Source organism: Cyanobium sp. WAJ14-Wanaka, assembly GCF_024345375.1.
Taxonomy (GTDB): Bacteria; Cyanobacteriota; Cyanobacteriia; order PCC-6307; family Cyanobiaceae; genus Cyanobium_A.
In genome coordinates this window covers 38,546-58,888 of the sequence record NZ_JAGQAZ010000004.1, presented here as the reverse complement: position 1 = coordinate 58,888, position 20,343 = coordinate 38,546, and the positions used below count along the sequence as shown (strand labels likewise).

The following is a 20,343-nucleotide window of genomic DNA, read 5'->3' as shown; positions in this document are numbered from 1 at the left end:
ATGAGCAGCACTGCCACCGTTGGGGATCTAGTTTCACAGCCGTATAAGCATGGCTTTGTCACTGATATTGAAACCGAAAAGATTGCCAAGGGTCTCAGTGAAGAGGTGGTGCGATTAATTTCGGCAAAAAAGGAGGAGCCTGCCTTCCTCCTTGATTTCCGCTTGCGGGCCTACAGCCAATGGCTGCAGATGGAGGAGCCCGATTGGGCTGCCTTGGGTCACCCTGAGATTGATTATCAAAATATTATTTATTACGCAGCTCCTAAGCAGCAAGAAAAGAAGGCCAGCCTCGACGAGGTGGATCCCAAGCTGCTGGAGACCTTTGAGAAGCTAGGAATTCCCTTAACTGAGCAAAAGCGGCTCTCGAATGTGGCCGTAGATGCGGTTTTTGACAGTGTTTCGATTGCTACCACCTATAGGGAAAAGCTTGCTAAGCATGGGGTAATTTTCTGCTCCTTCAATGAAGCAGTTAAGGAGCGTCCTGATCTGATTGAGCGTTATTTGGGTACGGTTGTGCCAAGTAATGACAACTATTTCTCGGCACTAAATTCTGCTGTTTTCAGTGACGGCTCTTTCGTATTTATTCCCAAGGGCGTCGATTGCCCGATGGAGCTTTCCACCTACTTCAGGATTAATTCCGCCGACACTGGCCAATTCGAGCGCACCTTGATAGTGGCGGAAGAGGGGGCGACGGTCAGTTATTTGGAGGGCTGCACTGCCCCGATGTTTGATACCAACCAGCTACACGCAGCGGTGGTGGAGCTGGTGACCTTGGAAGACGCTTCGATCAAGTACTCGACCGTTCAGAACTGGTATGCGGGCGATGAAAATGGGGTGGGCGGTATTTACAACTTCGTGACTAAGCGGGGCCAGTGCCGGGGCGATCGCAGCAAAATCAGCTGGACCCAGGTGGAAACCGGCTCGGCAATTACTTGGAAGTACCCAAGTTGTGTGCTGCAGGGTGCCGATTCGGTGGGAGAATTTTATTCCGTGGCCCTCACTAATAACTGTCAACAGGCAGACACCGGCACCAAGATGATCCATGTGGGGCCCCGCACCCGCTCCACGATTGTGAGCAAGGGGATCAGTGCTGGCCGCTCATCAAATAGCTATCGCGGGTTGGTGCAGATTGGTCCAAAGGCCGTAGGGGCAAAGAACTACAGCCAGTGCGATTCGATGTTGATTGGTGATCAGGCCTCAGCCAACACCTACCCCTATATCCGCTCTCAGCAGCCAGATGCGGCCGTAGAGCATGAGGCCAGCACCAGTCGCATTTCCGCCGACCAACTCTTCTATCTGCAGAGCCGAGGCATCGGTTTTGAAGAGGCGGTTTCGATGATGGTTAGTGGTTTTTGCAGAGATGTGTTTAACCAGTTGCCGATGGAATTTGCGGCTGAAGCCGACAAACTGCTCGCCTTGAAGTTGGAGGGTTCGGTGGGTTAGGGCCCGCCAGTTGCCCAGGTTTCGGTGGGCAGCTTCCCTTTTGCAAAATCTCTATTTAATTAGCTTTTCTCTTTTGCTTCCCTGTGATTCGCTCTGACGCCCCAGTTCTGCTTGAGATCTCTGATCTCCATGCCCGAGTGGAGGATCAGCCGATCCTTAAGGGGGTAAACCTCACGGTGCGTGCTGGTGAAATCCATGCCGTGATGGGTCGTAATGGCAGTGGCAAAAGCACCCTCTCCAAGGTGCTAGCTGGCCACCCTGCCTACACGGTTACTGCCGGCTCGGTTCGTTATCGGGGGGAAGATCTACTTGCCCTGGCCCCAGAGCAGCGCTCAAGGCTGGGCCTGTTTCTTGGTTTCCAGTATCCGGTGGAGATTCCGGGGGTCAGCAACTTGGAATTTCTGCGGGTTTCCAGCAATGCCCGCAGGGTTGAGCTGGGCAAGGAAGAACTCGACACCTTTGCCTTCGAAGATCTGGTGCACGGGCGCCTTGGCGTTGTTCAGATGGATGCGGCCTTCCTGGAGCGGGGAGTGAACGAGGGGTTTTCCGGTGGCGAGAAAAAGCGCAACGAGATCCTGCAGATGGCCTTGTTGGAGCCTGCGGTGGCGATCCTTGATGAAACCGATTCCGGCCTGGACATCGACGCCCTGCGGATCGTGGCCGCTGGGGTCAACCAATTGGCGACGGCCGATAACGCCACCCTGTTGGTGACCCACTACCAGCGCCTTCTCGACTTGATCACCCCCGATTACGTGCATGTAATGGCGGCGGGCCGAATTTTGCGCACCGGCTCCAAGGAATTGGCCCTAGAGCTAGAGCGCGATGGCTACGACTGGGTGGATCAGGAGTTGGCCCGGCTCGAGCGGGAACCGGCGGAGGTGGTTTGATGCCCTTGATTTCGGCTGAGCCCCAAACCAGCTGGCTGGCCCAGGTGGCCGGTGCCCCCCTGCCGGGGCGTCGCCATGAGGCTTGGCGCTTCACGGATCTCGCCCTCTTGCAGGCCGTGGAACCGGTGGTGCTCGCCGCCAGTGATCCTTTGGCGGGGCTCGAGTTGCCCCCAGGGATTAGTCGGATCGCACCCCCTACTGAGCTGCGGGGGCCTGGCGGTTGGCTCCAGCAGCTAAACCAGGCGGCCAAACCCCAGGTGCTGGCGCTGCAGGTGAGCGGCGAGGTGGGCCCCCTGGAATTGGCCTGGGATGCGGGTTCGGCCCCCGGCCTGTTGCCCCTGCAGGTGCGGCTGGTGCTGGAGCCTGGCGCCAGTCTGGAGTTGCTACAGGTGCATCGCTCCAGTGGAGCCAATGTGACCAGCATGCTGAGTGAGGTGGAGCTGGCGGAAGGTTCTGAGCTGAAGTTGGGAGTGTTGGGTTTGGGCAACGCCCAGGCCAGCCTGCTGGCCCAGCTGGTGATTCGCCAGGCGCCGGCGAGTCGCCTGGAGCTGACCACGGCCACAGGGGGCTGGGGGTTGGTGAGGCTCGAGCCGGAAGTGGAGCAAACCCGGGGCGAGGCCCATACCCAGCTGCGCAGCCTGCAGCTGGTGGATGGCAAGCAGATGGCCGATACCCATAGCCGGGTGGTCTTTGGAGGCCCTGGCGGGGAACTGGACCAGCTGCACAAGGTGGTGGCAGATGGTGCAGGCCGCAGCGTTTTTAATGGGGCGGTGCAGGTGCCGCAGGCAGCCCAACAGACCAACGCCTCCCAGCTCAGCCGCAGCCTGTTGCTCTCCGATCGCGCCCGGGTGGATACCAAGCCCGAGCTGGAGATCGTCGCCGACGATGTGAAGTGCGCCCATGGGGCGACGGTGAGCCGGCTCCAGCAAAACGAGCTGTTTTATCTGCAAAGCCGGGGCATTGGTGCCGATCAAGCTGCCCGCCTGTTGTTGCGGGGCTATTGCGATGAGGTGCTGCGCGCCATGCCGGCGGCAGCTGGGGCCTGGAAACCCTTGGCCACGCTCCTGGGGGAGTCGAACCGATGACCATGGCGGCTGCACCAAAGCTGGCGAATCTTGCGGCCCTAACCCGCCCCGATTTCCCCCTGCTGGCCCAAACCGCCTGCCTGGGCCAGCCGCTGATCTATCTCGACTACGCCGCCACGAGCCAAAAACCCAGGCAGGTGCTCGAGGCGTTGCAGCGCTACTACGACCACGACAACGCCAATGTGCACCGTGGCGCCCACCAGCTCAGTGCCAGGGCCACCGAAGGTTTTGAGGCTGCCCGCGCCAAGACGGCCGCCTTTGTGGGGGCCGCCAGCCCCAATGAGATCGTCTTCACCCGCAATGCCAGTGAGGCGATCAACCTGGTGGCCCGCACCTGGGGAGAGGCGCACCTGGGCCCCGGCGATGAGGTGTTGCTCACGCTGATGGAGCACCACAGCAACCTGGTGCCCTGGCAACTGCTCGCCCAGCGCACGGGCTGCAAGCTGCTGCACGTGGGCCTTACTGGCACCGGGGAGCTAGATCTCGAGGATTTGCGCTCCAAGCTCAGCGAGCGCACCAAGTTGGTGAGCCTGGTGCAGGTGAGCAACACCCTGGGCTGCCTTAATCCGATTGCCGAAATCACTTCCCTGGCCCACCAGGTTGGGGCCCTGGTGCTGGTGGATGCCTGCCAGAGCCTGCCGCACCTGCCTGTGGACGTGGTTGAGCTGGGGGCTGATTTTTTGGTGGGCAGCTCCCACAAGCTCTGCGGCCCCACGGGCATGGGCTTTTTGTGGGGAAGGGAGGCGCTACTTGAGGCGATGCCCCCGTTTTTGGGTGGTGGCGAAATGATCCAGGACGTCTATCTCGACCACAGCACCTGGGCTGGCTTGCCCCACAAATTTGAGGCTGGGACCCCCGCCATCGGGGAAGCGATTGGCATGGGGGCTGGCCTCGATTACCTGCAGGCCATTGGCCTGGATCGGATCCACGCCTACGAGCAGCAGCTCACCCGCCAACTCTTTGATCGCCTTAGGGCCATCGAGGGCGTCGAAGTGTTGGGTCCAAGCCCGGATCAGCAGCCCGATCGTGCGGCCCTGGCGGCCTTCACGGTGGCGGATTTGCACACCAACGACATCGCCGCCCTGCTCGATTCAGCGGGAATCTGCATCCGCAGTGGCCACCACTGCACCCAGCCCCTGCATCGCCACTATGGCCTCAGCGGCTCGGCGCGGGCCAGCTTGAGCTTCACCACCACCCCTGAGGAAATCGACCGCTTTGGCGAGGAATTACAGGGGGCGATCAGCTTCCTGCGCGAACACAGCTAGGCCGGTTTAAAAATAACCAAGCCGGTTTAAAAATGACTAAGCCGGAGTAAGTAGGGCCATGGCCTCGGCCCGGTGTTTGCCCTGCCAGGCCCAGTGCCAATGCCAGCCCGCCGCCTCGGCGCTGGCCTGGATGGCCTCCCGGTCTGCCGGCATGTCGAACTGGCTGAGGTGGTTGATCACGTGATCTTTTTGCTCGCTGCTGAGGGCTTGCCAGCCGCCAGTGATGCGTTGGACATAGCGATCGATGTAGGCCTGGCGCGTTTCTCCCGGCTCGCGAAACACATCCACCCACAGGAACATCCCTCCGGGTTGGATGCGCCGGCGGGCACCCCCTAGAAACCTTTCCTTATCCCCGTCGCTGAGGTGGTGAATGGCGAAGGCTGAGTGGAGGATGTCGGGTTGATCAAGGGCTGGATCGCTCCCATCGATTCCCGTCGACCAGCCCAGGAGGTCGCCTTCGCGCCAGTGGCTGGGGTAGGGCACTGTGCCCAGGGCCTGGGCGGCCAGGGGCAGCACCACCGCTGCCAGGTCTAGGCCGGTGTAACGGCCCAGGGGCAATTTTTTCAGCAGCGGTGCCAGTAGGGCCAAATCACCGCAGCCCAAATCCAGCATGGTTGCGGCCGGGGCATGGCCGGGGCGGGCGGCCAGCCAGTCGTTGATGGTGAGGGCTGTGGCTGTGGCCACGGCCTGGTGTTCCATCAGATCGTGCTCCACCACGGCCCGGTAGGAGCTCCACTGCCGATTGAAGAAATCCATGCTGCGTGCCTAATCGGGCCCATTACCCATCCCAGACTGATGCCTGGGCGGCGCAGAGGGATTAATGGAAGTGGGGGAGCAATTTCACTCTGGCAACCCCGGCGTGCCCCAGCTGTGGCTGGTGGTGCTGGGCGGCCGAGCACCGGGCTGCCATATCGAGCTGCACGACGTGCGTTTCGTGGCGGCGGCAGACATCGAGGCGGCTATCCCGGAGCTGCGGCGCCAATGGTTCGGGAAGCGTGAGGGTTTGCACCTGGATGCCTATGTGAAGGTGCAGGCGGTGGATGGCTGGGAGGTGAGCTTGGGCCGCGAACCCGCGGTGCCCAGGCCCGAGCGACTGTGGTTTGTGAACTTGGGCGCCTACCGCCCCGATTCCTTGGCCGAGTTGCACCACTTCGGCCTAGTGGTGGCCCCTTCCGCCGCGGCTGCCAAGGGGGCCGCCAAACGCCAGTGGCTTGCGGGGGCGTTGCAACAGCACAAAGATGACCTGCTGGCCGTAGACGATTGCCTGGCCTTGGAGCAGCTGGAGTTGTGGGGCGACACCTGCTGGCACGTGCAGCTCAGCCCCCACCCCGAGGGTCTCAGCCAGAGCCAGGTGCCCGATTGGTTTGGTTATCGGCCCATCTGATTTGATTTAGTTGGGTTGCCTGCCTGCGGGCCTCCAAGGATGATCAGGTCACCCGGCAGGCGCGCTCCATGAACATCGACGGCAAGGCCTGGCGCACGATCTGGCTGGAGCCTGATGGCGGATCGGGCCTTAGCGCGGTCGGCGTAATCGACCAGACCCTGCTGCCCCACCAATTCACCACCCGAATCCTGCGCAGCTGCGATCAGGCGGCTGAGGCGATCAGCACGATGGTGGTGCGGGGCGCGCCGCTGATTGGTGTTACCGGCGCCTATGGCCTGATGTTAGCCCTGCAGGTGGATCCCTCCGATGCAGCCCTGGCTGCCGCCTTTGAACAGCTCAATGCCACCAGGCCCACGGCGGTGAACCTGCGCTGGGCCCTGGAGCGGGTGCGCGCCAAGGTGCAACCCCTGCCGCCGCTTGAGCGGGCCGCGGCGGCCCAGGCGGAGGCGGCGCTGATTGCCGAGGAGGACGTGGCGATGGGCGAAGCGATCGGCGAGCACGGCTTGGCGATCTTCCAGCAGCTGGCGGCGGCCCGGCCGGCTGAGCGCCAGGCTGAGCCGTTCAATGTGCTCACCCACTGCAACGCCGGTTGGCTGGCCACTGTGGACTGGGGCACGGCCCTGGCCCCCATTTACAAGGCCCACCGCGCCGGCATGAAGATTCACGTCTGGGTCGATGAGACCCGTCCGCGTAACCAGGGCGCCAGCCTCACCGCCTATGAGCTGGGCCGCGAGGGGGTGCCCCATACGGTGATTGTTGACAACGCGGGCGGCCACCTAATGCAGCACGGCCAGGTGGATGCGGTGATCGTGGGCAGCGATCGCACCACCCGCACCGGCGACGTCTGCAACAAGATCGGCACCTACCTCAAGGCCCTGGCCGCCCACGACAACGGCGTGCCCTTCTACGTGGCCCTGCCCGCCTCCACCATCGACTGGACCATCGCCGACGGGGTGGCTGAGATTCCGATTGAGGCCCGCAGTGCCGCCGAGGTGACCCACATCCAGGGCCTTTTGGCGGATGCACCGCCCGGATCCAAGCCGGTAAGCGTGCAGGTCACCCCCAACGCCAGCGCCGCCTTCAACCCGGCCTTTGACGTGACGCCGGCGCGGCTGGTGACGGGCCTGATCACCGAGCGGGGCGTGGCTCCTGCCACCCCAGAGGGACTGCGGCAGCTTTATGGCCCAGTGGACTGACGCCGCCGCTGTTTTTAGCCCCTGTGGTTGTTATCGCTATGCCCTTTGGCGTAGCTGGCAGGGCGGCGAAGGGGAGTTGCTGGTGGTGGGGCTCAACCCCAGTACTGCGGACGCCTTTAATGACGACGCTACCTTGCGCCGCTGCATCGGTTTTGCCAGGAATTGGGGTTTCGCCGGCGTGAGGCTGGCCAATCTTTTTGCCTGGCGCAGCCGCGACCCTCGGCTGCTGCAGCGTGTGGCCGATCCAGTGGGCCCGGAAAACGACCGCTGGTTGAGGCGATTGGCCGCTGGTTCGGCGATGCGGCTGGTTGCCTGGGGGGCCCGCGGCCAGCTGGGCGGGAGGGCTGAGCGGGTGCTGGCCTTACTGCCTGAACGCCACTGCCTGGGCTTTACCCGCAGCGGTCAGCCCTGCCATCCCCTCTACCTGCCAGCGACGCGCCGGCCCCGGCCTTGGCAGCCGTAATCTGCGCCAACTGTCCTTGGATGAAAACGGACAAGCAATTCATTCAATGGGTGCCTCCCAACGCTTGCCATTACCTGGTCGCAGTGAGTTGGGGGGGGGCAAACAAGAGACACGGGAGGCGGCTCAGGTGAATGGCATTGTTAGTTTGCGTCATGCCAGCTATCCAACAGCTCGCCAACTTCTGCCTTAAGAACGATCAGATCTGAATAGACAAGTCCGAAAACGGCATCGTCATCAATTGCTCCATAGTCATGGGCAAGCAGGTTCCGAAAGTCAACGATCGCACGAGAATTAGATATAGAACTAAACAGCGTCTCATCGAGGAAGCTGACCCTCCTAAGGGCCTTGCCAATAATGATGAACTCTCGTTCGATAGCAGATCTAACGGCACGCTTGTTGCGGTAATCTTCTAATGAAATGCCGCTCATGACATCTTCAGTCGAGTTGCAGGCATCAGGGATATCCTGTAAATATGCAGATAGATCACGCGCCATAAACTAGCTTCTTCGTTCGGTCAATCTCGCCAGCAATAACTTTGTTCTTCACCGCTCCCTGCATAACCAAGTCAACGTCGGCTTGGAAGATATTCCTAAACGCCTCGCGAGCGTCAAGCTACACATGAAAGCGCTTGGTGATTTCCAATGGGCCAAATTCAACAAGAAGGTCAATATCACTTTCTCCAGGCCTGAAGTCCTCTCTGAGGGCTGAGCCAAAGACAAACAAACGCCCAATCCCATATCGCTGGCAGGCTGCCGCGATCTCCTGTCGCTTCTCGTCAATGATGGCTGACATAACCCACATCCTAGCCCATTGTACCCAGAAACCCAGGGAGACCACCAAGAGACCGTGCTTCAAGGGCTTTGCAACGTCAAACTAACGCCAAGATCAGCGGCGGGCATAGAACTTGGGCATTGCCGAATTCTCCCGCTTCCATCTTCTGTATCTTGATGTTAGAAGGTTCACTCATCGGTAGACATCTCTTCTGTGGCCAACCTTAACAACGTCGACAACATGCCTCTCATCATCGACGGAGCAAATGACCCGATAGTTACCTTGTCGGACACGATAAAAGTTTGGCCTGCCTGCAAGCTTTTCATACCCTGATGGCCGCGGTTGAGTTGCCAGTGATTTAATTTTCACAATCATCCGTGTCAACGTCGCCTTGCCTGATAACGCTTGGAGCTCTTTAGCAGCTGATGGCTTAATAGAGAGGCTATTTTCGGCCACTATCTCTTAGGTTTGTGACAAACTCTTCGAAGCCGGAGCTTGGCTCAGCTTGCCTCTGATCAGCATCTCTCAAATCATCAGCATCTTCTGCCCCCCTGTTTCAGGAAAGATGTCACCCCTTTTATTCGTACACCAGGGGGCTTGAGGACATGAGCAATGCGTCGTTACAGCGAGGCCGTAAGGGCTGATGTGAGAAGGCGGATGAGTCCGCCACAAAGACAGAGCGTGGCCCGGATTTCAAAGGAGCTGGGCATTCATATTTTGACCCTCTACAGATGGAGAAGGACTTGGCGATTGCAGGGAGAGGTAGTACCGGCTTCCGAGAGGGAACCAGAAGCCTGGAGCGCTGCAGACAAGTTCACGGTGGTGGTTGAGACCGCTGGCCTCAACGCCACCGAGCTCAGCGGTTACTGCCGCGAGCGAGGGATGTTCCCCGAGCAGGTAAGAATTTGGAAACAGGCGGCACTTGATGCCAATGCCAAGCCGGTGCTGACGATGGACGAGCAGAAGGAGCTTGAAAGGCTCCGCGCCCAAGACCAAAGGGAAATCAAAGCCCCTAAAAAAGAGCTGCAGCGAAAGGAAAAGGCCATGGCGGAGATGGCAGCCCTGCTGGTGCTGCGAAAAAAGTGGGATGCCTTTTGCTCGGAGGACGCGGAAGGCTGACCAACGCCGCCCACCGGCAGAAGGCGATCGAGCTGATCACAGAAGCAAATGCCACTGGCGCCAGGTTGCTGAGGGCCTGCTGCGAGATCGGGATCTCTCTGCGCACCCTCAAACGCTGGCGGAAGGCTTTTGCAGGTGATGGGGATGGCGAAGACCGCCGTAAAGGCAGTCTCCGCTTAGTTTCCCACCGCCTCACGGGCGAAGAGCGTCAGCGGATCCTGCTGACGTGCAACCAGGCGGAGTACGCCTCGTTGCCGCCGGCTCAGATAGTGCCAGCCTTGGCCGATCAAGGGCTTTTTATAGGTTCAGAAAGCAGTCTCTATCGGGTGTTGCACCAGGCAGGGCAATGCCATCGGCGCGGACGGGCCAGGTTGCCGCAGGAGCCACGCTCAGTGCCGCGCCTGATGGCGGCTGGGCCCAACCGGGTCTGGAGCTGGGATATCACCTATCTGCCCACGACCGTCCGCGGGATTTGGCTGTACCTCTACCTGGTGATCGACGTCTGGAGCAGGAAGGTGGTGGCCTGGGATATCGCCGAGCGGGAAGACCCAGCCATCGCTGCCGATCTGGTGAGTAGGGCTTGTCTGAGAGAACGAATCAGCAAGGGCCGCAAGCAGCCGTTGATCCTCCATGCCGATAACGGCAATGCAATGCGTGCCGCAACGCTGGAAAGCCGACTGGAGGAGCTGGGGGTGCTCAGATCTTTCTCCAGGCCACGGGTCTCAAATGACAACCCCTACTCGGAATCGCTGTTCCGAACCGTCAAATACCGGCCCGACTACCCCAGCCGGCCTTTTGCCAGCAAAGACGAGGCCTGCCAGTGGGTCGTGGCCTTTGTGGATTGGTACAACCACCGGCACCGCCATAGCGGTATCAAGTTCGTGACGCCCCACCAGCGCCACAGTGGCGCCGCTACGGCCATTTGCCAGCAGCGCATTGATGTCTATGAGAAGGCTCGCCGGGCAAATCCATCGCGCTGGAGCAGGCAGATCCGCTGCTGGCGTCAGCCGGCAGAAGTGTGGATCAACAAGCCACCAGAGGAGCCCAATTCAATCCAGCCGGTACCATTAATCCAGGCCGCCTTAGTGGCAGCCTAGGAGTGACACCTTTCCTGAAAGTCACCGTGCCAATGTCATGCGCACTGCTTCATTGACCATGTCCGATATTGAGCGGCTACATGCAGCAGCTCTTAGGCGCAATGCACGATGAACATCCATGTCAAAGTAGATGGTGGTCCGTTTCGTTTCGTCTATTCCTTGACCTTAGCGTCTTGACGTCAAGGCGCCAAGACGGCGGCGCTTGCTGCTTCCCTCCTATCCTTCTAACGCTGCCCCTGAGTGGCAGGCAGGGAGCTTGTAGTGGCGGAGCAGAGAGTTGCTGGTGGCCTGTCCACCTAAAGGGGCTTGTTGACCGGCCTTTCCGCTTACACAAGCAACTCTTCAAGTTTATTTCTCGTGAGATCTACATCACGTAGTACCTTGGCCAGCAAACCAGGCCCGATTGATTCACCGGAATGCACTGGCTCGACTGTTGTCCGTTCATCTGGATGCCGAAGAAAATGATGGCTACCCTTCACTCTTAGCACAAAAAGCCAGCCCTCTTGAGTGCCATAATCATTGCTTTTCCTGTAACCGCTGAGTACTTCGATACTCCTATCCCGTAACCCTCTGAATACCTAAAAAATCAAGTTGCTCAACATCACCCTCTTGAACTTCAAGGCACAGCTCAATAGCTTCCTTGATGCGCTCCATCATCTCATCAAGAGAGCGTGCCTGTGTGTGACAGCCAGACAGAGCAGGCACACTGGCGACTAAGAATCCATCCGAGTCTTTCTCGACAACGACATCAAATTGCCTTGCCATGGTCCTCCGCTACATCTCTACAAACTAGCTCTGATCTGGTCTTTCCGGGATCTCATCAATGGGACTGGCCAGCGCTCCAGATAAGAAGCGGGTAAAAATCTCGGCAAAGAAGTCAGCCATTGTTCCCGTCTTCTGCATCTGGATATTAGCCACGCCGCTACACAGAAAACATAGCCTGCAAAACACTGAGCACCTCAACCAGCGTGTCTTCGTCCAATACGCCTAGGTGCTTAATCAACCGGTCTCTATCGACAGCCCTGAGCTGATCGGCAACCACATGACCATCTTTATCATCAAATCTGCAACGTATGCGAAAAGGATAGGGATGGCCACCTGTTGTAAGTGGCGCAACGATAAACGTGCGGAGATGGGCATTCAACTCATCTGGGGAGACGACAACGCACGGCCTGGTTTTCCTGATTTCTGATCCTTGCGTGGGATTAAGGGAAACAAGGTAGATAGCCCCTCTTGAGACGGCTGCTTCTGTTACCACGACCATTCTTCGTCGTCAAAGCGGGTGCTGCTCATATCATCGAGAAGACCATCTGGATCGAATGCTGCTGCTGCTTCTGCCCAGCCTGCTCTTGGATGTGCAGAGGGTCTGATCGTCAGCACTCCAGGCGCAGCCTCGATTTCGACTTCATCAGAAAGCCCCGCCACCTCAAGTAACGGCTTCGCGAGACGGATGCCCCGCGAGTTCCCAATTTTGACAAGCTTCGCCCGAACCATGGCGACCTCAGACCGACGTGCTCACATTGTAGCCACATCTGCCGTCATCAGCCGTTGCCTCTGCTCTGGCTAACGCCGCCCCTGAGTGCCAGGCTCGGCGCTGGGGCAGTTCATCAGAGATTTGATGGTGGCCTGTCCACTCAAGGGGTGTTTTAGACGACTTGATGTATATCTCACAGATCACTCGGCTGTAGACCGGTGTTCTTTGCGATTCAGGACAACATCCTCGGACCTATTTCCTCACCATCATGGAAGGCAAAGATGAAGTCAGTACATCCGTCTCGAGCAAGTGTCTTGTGAGATCCTGACTGACGCTTGACTCGCCACCCAATGGACTGGAGCGCAGCCAACACCCTTCTCGCCTTGACAGATGGCCATGCACTCATGCACTAACGGGGAGAGAAAGATTGATACTCACAGGCTCAGACTCGCTATTTTCTAGCCTTTCGGCAATAACGCGAAGTGCCAAGATTTCGGCCTTCGACATTGCATCTGCGGCAGAGATGCCATAGGAGAGGACGCCAGGCAGCTCAGGAACCTCTGCAATCCAGCGGCCGTCAACCTCTTGCTCGCACTCCAATGTGAAATTCATAGCCTATGAACCGATGCCATTACCTTAGCAACACCAAAAGGGATTGACACCACTCCCGTTGGCTGGTTGAGTTTTCGTCTCAGATGTTCGTCTAACGCTTGCCATCACCTGGCCGCAGAGAGTACGGCCTCGATCCGCTCCATGGAATCAGTGAGTTTCCGGCGGCGGATCAGGTGAATGGCATGGTTGGAAAGTGCTCTTCGCCCTCAGCGCAAATCTCTCAGGATGGCGGATAGACTCAACAGATAAATCAACATCTAAATCTGGCCAATAGAGATGGTCTGCCGTCGGGCGCAAGACGTTAAGGATCTGCTGAATCGTGGCCGCCTTGAACCACGGAAACTCGGAATATGGAAGCGCTAGCTCTTCATCGTCAATAAGCATCCAGACGCAGTGGCCAGATATATTCGTTACCTCAGCTCCTAAAGTGGTTGTTCCAGGCATCGGTGATCTCCTGTTGACGGGACTCGATGAGGCGTTCTGCGTCTTTAATCTTTGAAGAGCTTAGCCCAATGTTGCGGGCGAGTTCAATGGTCGGCTTCAGCCAGAACTTCGCCTCGCCATCTGGATGGCTCACATGGATGTGAACTCGGCTTTCCTCGCGCGAGAAGAAGAAAAACCGATATTCGCCATCCCGGAAGACGGTTGGTGACAATTGCTCTCCCGAAGTTGCCGTTCAGGATAACTCCGCCGCCATTAACAGGAAGCACTCAGTAGCTGCGACCCATACCCGGGGCACACTGAGCATCTAGTCTGATTCGGTATGGCGCTCGCATCTTTCTAACGCTTGCCATCACCAGGCCGCATAGGGCTGTAGTCATCGAAGTTACCCTCAGGTGTCGGGTCTGGTGAATGGCATTATTAGCGGTCATCTATGCGGACCCGCCATTACTCTGGGCGGCGTGCGTGATGAGCAAGTGCAAATACAACTATGTCATCTTCATCCGGTCGATATACAATCGCAAAAGGAAAGTCCTTGAGGAACATTCGCCGAGTGCTTTCTGACGCTGGCGTCCCAGTAAGAGGGTAAGCGAGGGCGCGAGCAGTGGCATCTTCAACGGCAACAAGAAAACGACTGCCAAGCCCCAACTCCTTGTTGTTGCAGTAGGCAACTTCTGCAAGAAGCTCACGTCTAGCAGGAGCAACAAAGCGTGCGCATTTCACTGCAGAGTTCGACGAGCTTCAGCAAATACTTCTTCGGCCAAGTATGAAGTAATTTCGCCCCGGTCAAACGCACTGACACGCTCTTCAATATCTTCAGCCCAAAGAGCCTCGATTTCAGCGATTGATGTGTGGAGTGACTCCAGCATGCTCTCGGCTAGCCTTGCCCTATCCTCTGGGCTAAGGGCGCGTGCCTGCTCCTCAATGCTCTTAAGAAAGGCTGACATTTCGCTCAACCCAGATGCCTAGAAAGAGATCCTACTCCGTTTCGTCCGGTGTTGGGTACCGCTAACAACTATTTGGGCGGATCCGCATAAGATGTGTTCATGAAGTTACAGAGTGTCTGCGGGGCTGCTAATGCCGTATTGGCTCGATTGAGCACGTGGGTATAAATCATTGTGGTTCGGATGTCATGCCCCCGTTCCAGGAGATGGGTGGCAAAGGAATGGCGGAAGCTGTGGGAGGTGGCGGGCTTGCTGATCTTTGCCGCAATGACGGCGCACCGAATTGCTTTTTGCACCAGGCTCGGATTCAAGTGATGCCGACCCTACTGACACATGTGTCTAGCCTCAGGCCCAATCGCCCACCTGCCGTTGCCTGCTGACGCTCAGCCTGAATTACGCCAGCAGCTGGTGGCGGTGGCCCGGCGGATGAACTCAAGTGGCATCAACCAGGGCACTTCCGGCAACCTTTCGGCCCGCATTCCCGGTGGTCTGCTGATCACCCCCACCTCCCTGCCCTACGAGCAGATGGAACCCGAGGATCTGGTGGCGATCGACTTTGGGGGCAACCCCATGGACAATCCCACGGGCCACCCCAAGGGCCACCACAGCAGTCCGCGCCGGCCCTCCTCGGAATGGCAACTCCATGCCGAGATCCTGCGCAGTCGCCCGGAAATCGAGGCGGTACTCCACTGCCACTCGATCCACGCCACGGCCCTGGCTTGCCATGGACGGCCGATTCCGAGCTTTCACTACATGGTGGCGATGGCGGGCACGGCGACGATCCCCTGTGCGCCCTATTCCACCTTTGGCACCAAGGCCCTCTCCCTTGATGCGGTTAGGGCTTTGGAGGGCAAATTGGCCTGCCTGCTGGCCCAGCATGGCCAGGTAGCTCTGGGCCGCAACCTGGACCAGGCCCTGCGCCTGGCGATTGAGGTGGAAACCCTTGCCCACATGTATCTCCAGGCTTTGACCCTGGGGGAACCGCCGCTGCTGGACGCTGCAGAGATGGAGAGGGTTATTGCCCTGATGGGCTCGATGCACTACGGGCAAGCAGCAGACCGCCCAGGGCAAAGCTGAGGGTGATCGCCAGGCATAGCCCGGTCCAGGTGGGTAGGCCAATCGATTCCACTGCCAGGGGTGCGACCACCGTGATCACCCCGCCGGCCAGGATTGGTTGCATCGCCAGTTGCTTGAAGGAAAAGGGGGCCAGGGTGTTGCTGTCGCCCTCGGGATCCGCCAGGCCAAGCAACAGCAGGCCACTGGCGGCCACACCGGTGGCCTGGCCAAATTCGGTTATGCCCCGCTCAAACCAGGGGCTGGGCAAAATCCTCGGGGCTAGCAGCAGCAGGCCCAGCAAATTCCAGGCCAGCCCCACCCCGGCAAGCACGGCCAGGGGCAGCCAGTCGTGGAGCAGGAGGGGCAGGTTGAGGCCGGCCATGGCTCCGGTGATCAAAAGATCGGTGGCGAGGGAGGCCGTTTGGGCCTGGGGCCGTGGCGTGGCCAAGCCGCTTTGCCCGCTCCGCTCCAGCAGCCCTTGCACCAGTAAGGAACCCAGCAAAGCCAGGGGGAAGAGGGGCATGATTCGCACCACCTCAGTCAGGCCGCCACTGATGTTGGGTGTGATCACCAGCAGCAGCCTTTGCAAGGCGAGGGCCAGCAGCACCGCCAGGCCGCAACAGCCCAGGTTGGTGGCCAGTCGCTCCAGGCCCCGGAACCAGGTTTGCTCAGCTATAGCAGGGGTTTTAGGGGCCAGTGGGGTTGGTTCAGGTGCTGACTCGGACTCCGCCAGCCAGCCCCGGGATCGGGCCAGGATCACCAGCAGTGAACCCACCACCACTGAGCTCACCAGGCCCACGGTGGCCATCGCCAGGCCCAGGTCGCGGCCGCCCAGAAAGCCCCACTGGGCATAGATCGGCCCCATCACTGCCGCCGAACCATGGCCCCCCTCGAAGCCCACCTCAATTAGGCAAGCCATCAGGGGATGGACACCGAGCCAGGGGATCAGTAATCCCAAAACCACCAATCCCCCCATCAGGTATTGGCCGAAGCCCAGGGTGAGGCCCAACAGCAACTGGGCCGTGGCAGGTCGCCAGAGGGAGCCGGCGCTGGGCAGGGGTTTGCCCAAAAGCATGGTGGAAAACACCAGGGTCATCAGCACCTCCGGGAAGGGGATCCAGCGCTCAGTTAGGCCAGCGGGCAGCCAATGCACCGGGCCATAGGGCCCAATTAGGAGGCCAATTAATCCAGATAGCAGGGCAGAGGGCAGGCCGATTCTCTGCATGCCACTGGCTTCGCCCAGGCTGCGCCCCAACAGGACCAGAGCCCCCAGCACGACCCCACTAAGCCCTAATTCCAGCAAGTCGGCGTTCATTTAGGGGGCATTGGCCCCGGCAGGTGGGGCGAAATGTTTGGCGAAAAAGGCTTCGGTGGCTTCCAGCACCTTGATTTGGGTGCTGCTCTGCTTGAAGCCATGGCCCTCTCCCGCAAACAGGTGCACCTCCACGGCAATCCCCTTGGCCTTGAGGGCTGCCGCCATCTGCTCGGTTTGCTCGGCTGGCACCACCCGGTCGTCGAGGCCTTGAAAAAAGATCACCGGACAGCTCATTTGGTCCGCATGCTGCAACGGCGAGCGGGCCAGGTAGGTGTCCTTTGCTGCAGGCCAAGGGCCCACCAGGGAATCGAGGTAGTGGGCCTCAAAGCGATGGCTGTCCGCGGCAAGGGCGCCCAGGTCTGCAACGCCGTAGCGGCAGGCACCGGCTCGGAAGACATCGCTGAAACAGAGGGCAGCCAGGGTGGTGAAGCCCCCGGCGCTACCCCCCTCAATGGCGATGCGCTGGGGATCGGCTTTGGCCGCCGCCACCAGGGCCCGGGCCGCGGCGGCGCAATCGGCCACATCCACCACCCCCCATTGGCCATCGAGGCGTTGGCGATAGGCCCTGCCAAAACCCGTCGAGCCGCCGTAGTTCACATCCACCACCCCCCAACCCCTGCTGGTCCAAAACTGAATCGCCAGGTTCAGGCCGGTGCGGGCCATGGCGGTGGGGCCGCTGTGGCTTTTGACCAGCAGCGGTGCATTCGCCGAGGCCCCAGCGGTTGGTGGGTAGTACCAGGCATGGGTGGGTTGGTCGTCGAAACCGGCAAACCACAGTGCCTCTGGTGGGCTGATTGCCCCTGCTGGCAAAGGATTGGGGGCGACGGGCCGGTGCTGCCACTGCCCACTGCTGATTTCCAGCTCCAGCAGTCCGGAGGGGCTGCTGGGATTGCTGGCCACACAGACCAGACGGCCTCCCTCAGCGCTTAGGGCGGCCAGGTCGTTGAAGGGCTGCTCGATCGGCTGCCAGGCCGCCGGCGTGCCTACCCGTTCTGGGGCCAAATCCAGCCGGCCGAGCTGCCACTCGCCCTGGTGGCAGGTGGCGGCAATCAGCTGGCTGCCATCCCAGGCGGTGGTCCGCATGCCATAGACCCATTGGGGCATGCCAAATTCCGCCTCCATCGTCAGCAGGGCTTCGCCTTGGGGGCTGCCGGGCCGGAAGCGCTGCAGATTCCACCAGCCGCTGACATCGCTGGAAAAAACCAGTTCGGGGGGGGCACCAGCGGGGGTAATCCAGAGCGGCTGAAACACCGATATGGCCTCGGGCCCATCGGGGCCGGCTCCGGCGATCGCCTGGGCCTCGCCCAATTGGCCGTCCCCATTTAGCTCCGCTAGCCACAGTTGGCTGCGCTGCCAGGGCATGGCTGGCTGCTGCCAGGTAACCCAGGCCAGGTGCCTGCCATCGGGGCTCAAGGCGGGGTAGCCGCAAAAATCAGCCGGCTGATGCAGCAGTTGCGGTTCGCCGCCAGCAAGGGGGATGGCCACCAGTTGGTCAATCCCGCCCGCCTCCATCACCCCAAGCCAACGCCGGCGGCCTGGATCGATTAGGCCATCGGCGAAGGCGCGATCAGCCGGTGCCACCAGGCGCCGGAAGTCCCCCTGGGGGGCGCCGCTAACGGGATCCAGCTGCAGGTGGTGGGGGCAGCGATCACCGTCGTGGATAACCACCAGATCCTGGCCTTTGACGGCAAAGACCCCGCCTCCGTACTCGTGTACCCGGCTGCGCAGGTTCCAGCTGTTTGGGCTTAGTTCGATCGCCCCATCTCCCAAGCCGGATTTACTGCCAGTGGGCCCACTGCCAGTGGGCCTGACCATCAGGGTGCTGCGGCCCTGCTCGTGGGGCCTTTGCTCCAGCCAAAAAAGGCGGCCGCCATCGAGTAGGGGCTCCTTCAGGCTGGGGATCCGCCCCACAACTGATGCGGCGGGGAGGCCCCGGTCGGTGGTCCTGCTCAAACCATCACCCTGGCTCCTCGCCCTAAAGTGGAGTTTCATTCCTTAAGACACCACCTTGGCGCGCAGCTTCGCCCAGTTGGCACGCAACGCGGAGCAATCCAGCCGCAGCGTTCAGGTGCCCAAGCAGGCAGTTGAGAAGCCTTCGCTTGAAATACACACCCTGGGTAACCAGGCGTTGCGTAAAAGTGCCAAGCGGATCAGCAAGGTGGATGAGACCGTCCGGGACCTGGCCCGTGAAATGTTGCGCAGCATGTACACCGCCAATGGCATTGGCCTGGCGGCGCCCCAGGTGGGCGTCCATAAGCAGCTGCTGGTGATCGACCTCGATCCGGAAAATGCAGCCACGCCCCCCCTGGTGCTGATCAATCCCGAGATCAGCAGTTTTGGCGTCGGCATTGAGACCTACGAGGAGGGTTGCCTAAGCATCCCCGGGGTTTATCTCCATGTGGTGCGGCCTTCAGTGGTGGAGGTCACCTATCGCTGCGAGATGGGCCGGCCCCAGCGGATCAAGGCCGATGGCCTGTTGGCCCGCTGCATTCAGCACGAAATGGACCACCTCAATGGGGTGCTGTTTGTGGATCGGGTGACCGATGAATTGAGCCTGAATGAGGGGCTTAAGGAGAAGGGTTTCGACCGCAACCACGTCAAATCCATTCGCTGAATACCAGCCCCACCACCCTTCACCCATGCCGATGAAACCCCTGGCTGGCCTTTTCCTGGCCCTGGCCTGCCTGCTTGGAATTGCCGCCACCGGTTCGGTGTTTGAGCTGGCCTATGGCGAGCCTGACCTGGGCCAACTCACCACCCGCTGGATATTGGGTTTGAGTGTGCCCGGCACGGTTGTTGCCCTGCTGGTGGCAATCCGCATCAACAAACCTGCCTAACCACAGCCTTCCCCCCTGGCCTAGGGCGCTTTTGCTCCATACCATTGGTTTCCTCAGGTCCGATTGGTGATGCCGTTCAACGCTCTGCGATCTGCCCTTACCCCAGCAAAGGCAAAGGTTTTTGCCCTGGCGGCGGTGGCCTTTGCGGTGGTGGCGGCAGATGGACTGTCGGCGCTGAGGCCCGCTGCTGCTGGTGCCCTATTTGAGGCGGCTGATCTCGACCAACAAAAATTTGTGCTGGTGGCTTCCCCCATCGGTGATGGCAGCAGGCAGCAACTGAACATCTACGAACAGGTGAGCGGCCGGCGTCCCTGCTTTGCCATGAGCGGCTCCAATCCCGCCAAGGTTGATCCGATGTTGGCCACCTTTGATTTCACCGGCGTTTGCAGCCGCTACATCGATGCCAACGGCTATTCCCTGCGGATCGGCGATACCGATTTGGCCACCAGCTACCGCCTTTCGGTGATCCGTAAGGACAAAGACATCCAGCTGCTGGCCATCCCCACCAAGGCGGACGCGGGCCCCGAATATCTGGTTGCCCGCACCCTGGGCGATGGGGCGGGCTTTATGCAGTTGGTTTTCGAGCCCGGTTGGCAGCTCAAGCGCCGGGCCTTTGCTGGCCGCAAGCTCGGCCATGTATACGTCTACCGCGACACAGCGGCGGCTGTTGTGGAAATCCAGGCCCCGGCGGCGCGCCCAGTCACCCGCCAGTGAGCTGCTGGGCAAGGCCAGGCCAGGGGAGTTGCTACATTGGCAAACTCCGTGCTTTGTACAGCGCTTCATGACCCAGGTCACTGTCGGCGAAAACGAAGGCATTGAATCGGCTCTGCGCCGCTTCAAGCGCCAGGTGTCCAAGGCGGGCATCTTTGCCGACCTGAAGCGGCTTCGTCACCACGAAACTCCCGTTGAGAAGTACAAGCGCAAGGCCCAGCAGCGTCGCCGTCGCCGCTGATC

General features: G+C 60.1%; 31 protein-coding genes. 14 read left to right on the top strand and 17 right to left on the bottom strand.

From position 1 onward, the window contains the following. The 4 genes from sufB (at position 1) to KBY49_RS11335 (ending at position 4,680) form a co-directional block, all read left to right on the top strand. Positions 1 to 1,443, top strand: coding sequence for a Fe-S cluster assembly protein SufB (sufB, locus tag KBY49_RS11350; protein WP_254934940.1), 1,443 nt, complete (start codon positions 1 to 3; stop codon positions 1,441 to 1,443). Positions 1,444 to 1,526: 83 nt separating this feature from the next. Beyond that, the gene (gene sufC / locus KBY49_RS11345; RefSeq protein ID WP_254934939.1) at positions 1,527 to 2,330 is read left to right on the top strand and encodes a Fe-S cluster assembly ATPase SufC; all 804 of its coding nucleotides are present in this window, start codon (positions 1,527 to 1,529) and stop codon (positions 2,328 to 2,330) included. After that, positions 2,330 to 3,415 carry a SufD family Fe-S cluster assembly protein gene (locus KBY49_RS11340; protein ID WP_254934938.1) on the top strand — a complete coding sequence of 362 codons (1,086 nt, stop codon included), beginning with the start codon at positions 2,330 to 2,332 and terminating at the stop codon, positions 3,413 to 3,415. The genes sufC and KBY49_RS11340 overlap by 1 nt, the downstream gene beginning before the upstream one ends. Continuing rightward, entirely contained in the window at positions 3,412 to 4,680 is a 1,269-nt protein-coding gene (locus tag KBY49_RS11335) for a SufS family cysteine desulfurase (protein WP_254934937.1), read from the top strand. Before KBY49_RS11340 ends, KBY49_RS11335 begins: the two co-directional genes overlap by 4 nt. Before the next feature lie 36 nt (positions 4,681 to 4,716). Here KBY49_RS11335 and KBY49_RS11330 read toward each other — a convergent pair whose 3' ends face one another. Continuing rightward, entirely contained in the window at positions 4,717 to 5,436 is a 720-nt protein-coding gene (locus KBY49_RS11330; protein WP_254934936.1) for a trans-aconitate 2-methyltransferase, read from the bottom strand. 70 nt (positions 5,437 to 5,506) lie between these two features. Between KBY49_RS11330 and KBY49_RS11325 the strand changes: the two genes are divergently transcribed. The 3 genes from KBY49_RS11325 (at position 5,507) to KBY49_RS11315 (ending at position 7,723) form a co-directional block, all read left to right on the top strand. After that, positions 5,507 to 6,064 carry a DUF1543 domain-containing protein gene (locus KBY49_RS11325; protein WP_254934935.1) on the top strand — a complete coding sequence of 186 codons (558 nt, stop codon included), beginning with the start codon at positions 5,507 to 5,509 and terminating at the stop codon, positions 6,062 to 6,064. Positions 6,065 to 6,132: 68 nt separating this feature from the next. Continuing rightward, positions 6,133 to 7,260, top strand: a complete 1,128-nt coding sequence (gene mtnA / locus KBY49_RS11320; protein ID WP_254934934.1) for an S-methyl-5-thioribose-1-phosphate isomerase — start codon at positions 6,133 to 6,135, stop codon at positions 7,258 to 7,260. Continuing rightward, complete coding sequence (locus KBY49_RS11315) at positions 7,244 to 7,723, top strand: DUF1643 domain-containing protein (protein WP_254934933.1); 480 nt, start codon at positions 7,244 to 7,246, stop codon at positions 7,721 to 7,723. Before mtnA ends, KBY49_RS11315 begins: the two co-directional genes overlap by 17 nt. A gap of 140 nt (positions 7,724 to 7,863) precedes the next feature. Here KBY49_RS11315 and KBY49_RS11310 read toward each other — a convergent pair whose 3' ends face one another. The 3 genes from KBY49_RS11310 to KBY49_RS11300 form a co-directional block, all read right to left on the bottom strand. Beyond that, positions 7,864 to 8,217 (bottom strand): DUF86 domain-containing protein, encoded by a 354-nt coding sequence (locus tag KBY49_RS11310; RefSeq protein WP_254934932.1) that lies wholly within the window; start codon positions 8,215 to 8,217, stop codon positions 7,864 to 7,866. Between the two features lie 118 nt (positions 8,218 to 8,335). Further along, positions 8,336 to 8,515 (bottom strand): nucleotidyltransferase family protein, encoded by a 180-nt coding sequence (locus KBY49_RS11305; RefSeq protein ID WP_254934931.1) that lies wholly within the window; start codon positions 8,513 to 8,515, stop codon positions 8,336 to 8,338. 171 nt (positions 8,516 to 8,686) lie between these two features. Further along, positions 8,687 to 8,950, bottom strand: a complete 264-nt coding sequence (locus tag KBY49_RS11300) for a type II toxin-antitoxin system RelE/ParE family toxin (protein WP_254934930.1) — start codon at positions 8,948 to 8,950, stop codon at positions 8,687 to 8,689. 156 nt (positions 8,951 to 9,106) lie between these two features. On the opposite strand from KBY49_RS11300, the gene KBY49_RS11295 reads away from it, so the two are divergent. Both KBY49_RS11295 and KBY49_RS11290 read left to right on the top strand, forming a co-directional pair. Beyond that, positions 9,107 to 9,613 (top strand): transposase, encoded by a 507-nt coding sequence (locus KBY49_RS11295; protein WP_254934929.1) that lies wholly within the window; start codon positions 9,107 to 9,109, stop codon positions 9,611 to 9,613. Then, positions 9,589 to 10,710 carry an IS3 family transposase gene (locus tag KBY49_RS11290; protein WP_254934928.1) on the top strand — a complete coding sequence of 374 codons (1,122 nt, stop codon included), beginning with the start codon at positions 9,589 to 9,591 and terminating at the stop codon, positions 10,708 to 10,710. The genes KBY49_RS11295 and KBY49_RS11290 overlap by 25 nt, the downstream gene beginning before the upstream one ends. Positions 10,711 to 11,036: 326 nt before the next feature. On the opposite strand, the gene KBY49_RS11765 is transcribed toward KBY49_RS11290, so the two are convergent. The 11 genes from KBY49_RS11765 to KBY49_RS11725 all read right to left on the bottom strand — a co-directional run bounded on the left by KBY49_RS11765 (position 11,037) and on the right by KBY49_RS11725 (position 14,477). After that, positions 11,037 to 11,261: a type II toxin-antitoxin system HicA family toxin gene (locus KBY49_RS11765; protein ID WP_396099927.1), complete on the bottom strand. Its 225-nt coding sequence runs from the start codon at positions 11,259 to 11,261 to the stop codon at positions 11,037 to 11,039. 4 nt (positions 11,262 to 11,265) lie between these two features. Then, positions 11,266 to 11,475: a type II toxin-antitoxin system HicB family antitoxin gene (locus KBY49_RS11285; protein ID WP_254934927.1), complete on the bottom strand. Its 210-nt coding sequence runs from the start codon at positions 11,473 to 11,475 to the stop codon at positions 11,266 to 11,268. Between the two features lie 157 nt (positions 11,476 to 11,632). Further along, entirely contained in the window at positions 11,633 to 11,974 is a 342-nt protein-coding gene (locus tag KBY49_RS11280) for a type II toxin-antitoxin system PemK/MazF family toxin (protein ID WP_254934926.1), read from the bottom strand. Beyond that, a complete protein-coding gene (locus KBY49_RS11275) occupies positions 11,962 to 12,204 on the bottom strand; it encodes an AbrB/MazE/SpoVT family DNA-binding domain-containing protein (RefSeq protein WP_254934925.1) in 243 nt (80 codons plus the stop codon). The genes KBY49_RS11280 and KBY49_RS11275 overlap by 13 nt, the downstream gene beginning before the upstream one ends. Positions 12,205 to 12,416: 212 nt before the next feature. Further along, entirely contained in the window at positions 12,417 to 12,590 is a 174-nt protein-coding gene (locus KBY49_RS11270) for a type II toxin-antitoxin system HicA family toxin (protein WP_254934924.1), read from the bottom strand. Continuing rightward, positions 12,587 to 12,796 (bottom strand): type II toxin-antitoxin system HicB family antitoxin, encoded by a 210-nt coding sequence (locus KBY49_RS11265; RefSeq protein WP_254934923.1) that lies wholly within the window; start codon positions 12,794 to 12,796, stop codon positions 12,587 to 12,589. The genes KBY49_RS11270 and KBY49_RS11265 overlap by 4 nt, the downstream gene beginning before the upstream one ends. Positions 12,797 to 12,943: 147 nt before the next feature. Further along, on the bottom strand, positions 12,944 to 13,240 hold the full coding sequence (locus KBY49_RS11260; RefSeq protein WP_254934922.1) for a DUF2442 domain-containing protein: 297 nt from the start codon (positions 13,238 to 13,240) through the stop codon (positions 12,944 to 12,946). Next, positions 13,212 to 13,451: a DUF4160 domain-containing protein gene (locus tag KBY49_RS11255; RefSeq protein WP_254934921.1), complete on the bottom strand. Its 240-nt coding sequence runs from the start codon at positions 13,449 to 13,451 to the stop codon at positions 13,212 to 13,214. The genes KBY49_RS11260 and KBY49_RS11255 overlap by 29 nt, the downstream gene beginning before the upstream one ends. 233 nt (positions 13,452 to 13,684) lie before the next feature. Then, a complete protein-coding gene (locus KBY49_RS11760) occupies positions 13,685 to 13,960 on the bottom strand; it encodes a type II toxin-antitoxin system RelE/ParE family toxin (protein WP_396099904.1) in 276 nt (91 codons plus the stop codon). Beyond that, entirely contained in the window at positions 13,957 to 14,184 is a 228-nt protein-coding gene (locus tag KBY49_RS11250; protein WP_254934981.1) for an addiction module protein, read from the bottom strand. Before KBY49_RS11250 ends, KBY49_RS11760 begins: the two co-directional genes overlap by 4 nt. Positions 14,185 to 14,252: 68 nt before the next feature. Continuing rightward, on the bottom strand, positions 14,253 to 14,477 hold the full coding sequence (locus KBY49_RS11725) for a tyrosine-type recombinase/integrase (protein ID WP_396099925.1): 225 nt from the start codon (positions 14,475 to 14,477) through the stop codon (positions 14,253 to 14,255). A gap of 73 nt (positions 14,478 to 14,550) precedes the next feature. Between KBY49_RS11725 and KBY49_RS11240 the strand changes: the two genes are divergently transcribed. Then, positions 14,551 to 15,258, top strand: coding sequence for a class II aldolase/adducin family protein (locus tag KBY49_RS11240; RefSeq protein WP_261346587.1), 708 nt, complete (start codon positions 14,551 to 14,553; stop codon positions 15,256 to 15,258). On the opposite strand, the gene KBY49_RS11235 is transcribed toward KBY49_RS11240, so the two are convergent. Both KBY49_RS11235 and KBY49_RS11230 read right to left on the bottom strand, forming a co-directional pair. Beyond that, positions 15,197 to 16,552: a sodium:solute symporter gene (locus tag KBY49_RS11235; protein WP_254934920.1), complete on the bottom strand. Its 1,356-nt coding sequence runs from the start codon at positions 16,550 to 16,552 to the stop codon at positions 15,197 to 15,199. The genes KBY49_RS11240 and KBY49_RS11235 overlap by 62 nt on opposite strands. Next, positions 16,553 to 18,505: a prolyl oligopeptidase family serine peptidase gene (locus KBY49_RS11230; RefSeq protein ID WP_254934919.1), complete on the bottom strand. Its 1,953-nt coding sequence runs from the start codon at positions 18,503 to 18,505 to the stop codon at positions 16,553 to 16,555. Positions 18,506 to 18,560: 55 nt separating this feature from the next. On the opposite strand from KBY49_RS11230, the gene def reads away from it, so the two are divergent. The 4 genes from def to rpsU all read left to right on the top strand — a co-directional run bounded on the left by def (position 18,561) and on the right by rpsU (position 20,341). Beyond that, a complete protein-coding gene (gene def, locus KBY49_RS11225; RefSeq protein WP_254934918.1) occupies positions 18,561 to 19,166 on the top strand; it encodes a peptide deformylase in 606 nt (201 codons plus the stop codon). A gap of 25 nt (positions 19,167 to 19,191) precedes the next feature. Next, positions 19,192 to 19,389 (top strand): hypothetical protein, encoded by a 198-nt coding sequence (locus tag KBY49_RS11220; protein WP_254934917.1) that lies wholly within the window; start codon positions 19,192 to 19,194, stop codon positions 19,387 to 19,389. A gap of 69 nt (positions 19,390 to 19,458) precedes the next feature. Then, the gene (locus KBY49_RS11215) at positions 19,459 to 20,103 is read left to right on the top strand and encodes a DUF3747 domain-containing protein (RefSeq protein WP_254934916.1); all 645 of its coding nucleotides are present in this window, start codon (positions 19,459 to 19,461) and stop codon (positions 20,101 to 20,103) included. 67 nt (positions 20,104 to 20,170) lie between these two features. Further along, on the top strand, positions 20,171 to 20,341 hold the full coding sequence (gene rpsU / locus KBY49_RS11210) for a 30S ribosomal protein S21 (protein ID WP_010304532.1): 171 nt from the start codon (positions 20,171 to 20,173) through the stop codon (positions 20,339 to 20,341). The last annotated feature ends 2 nt before the right edge of the window (positions 20,342 to 20,343 follow it).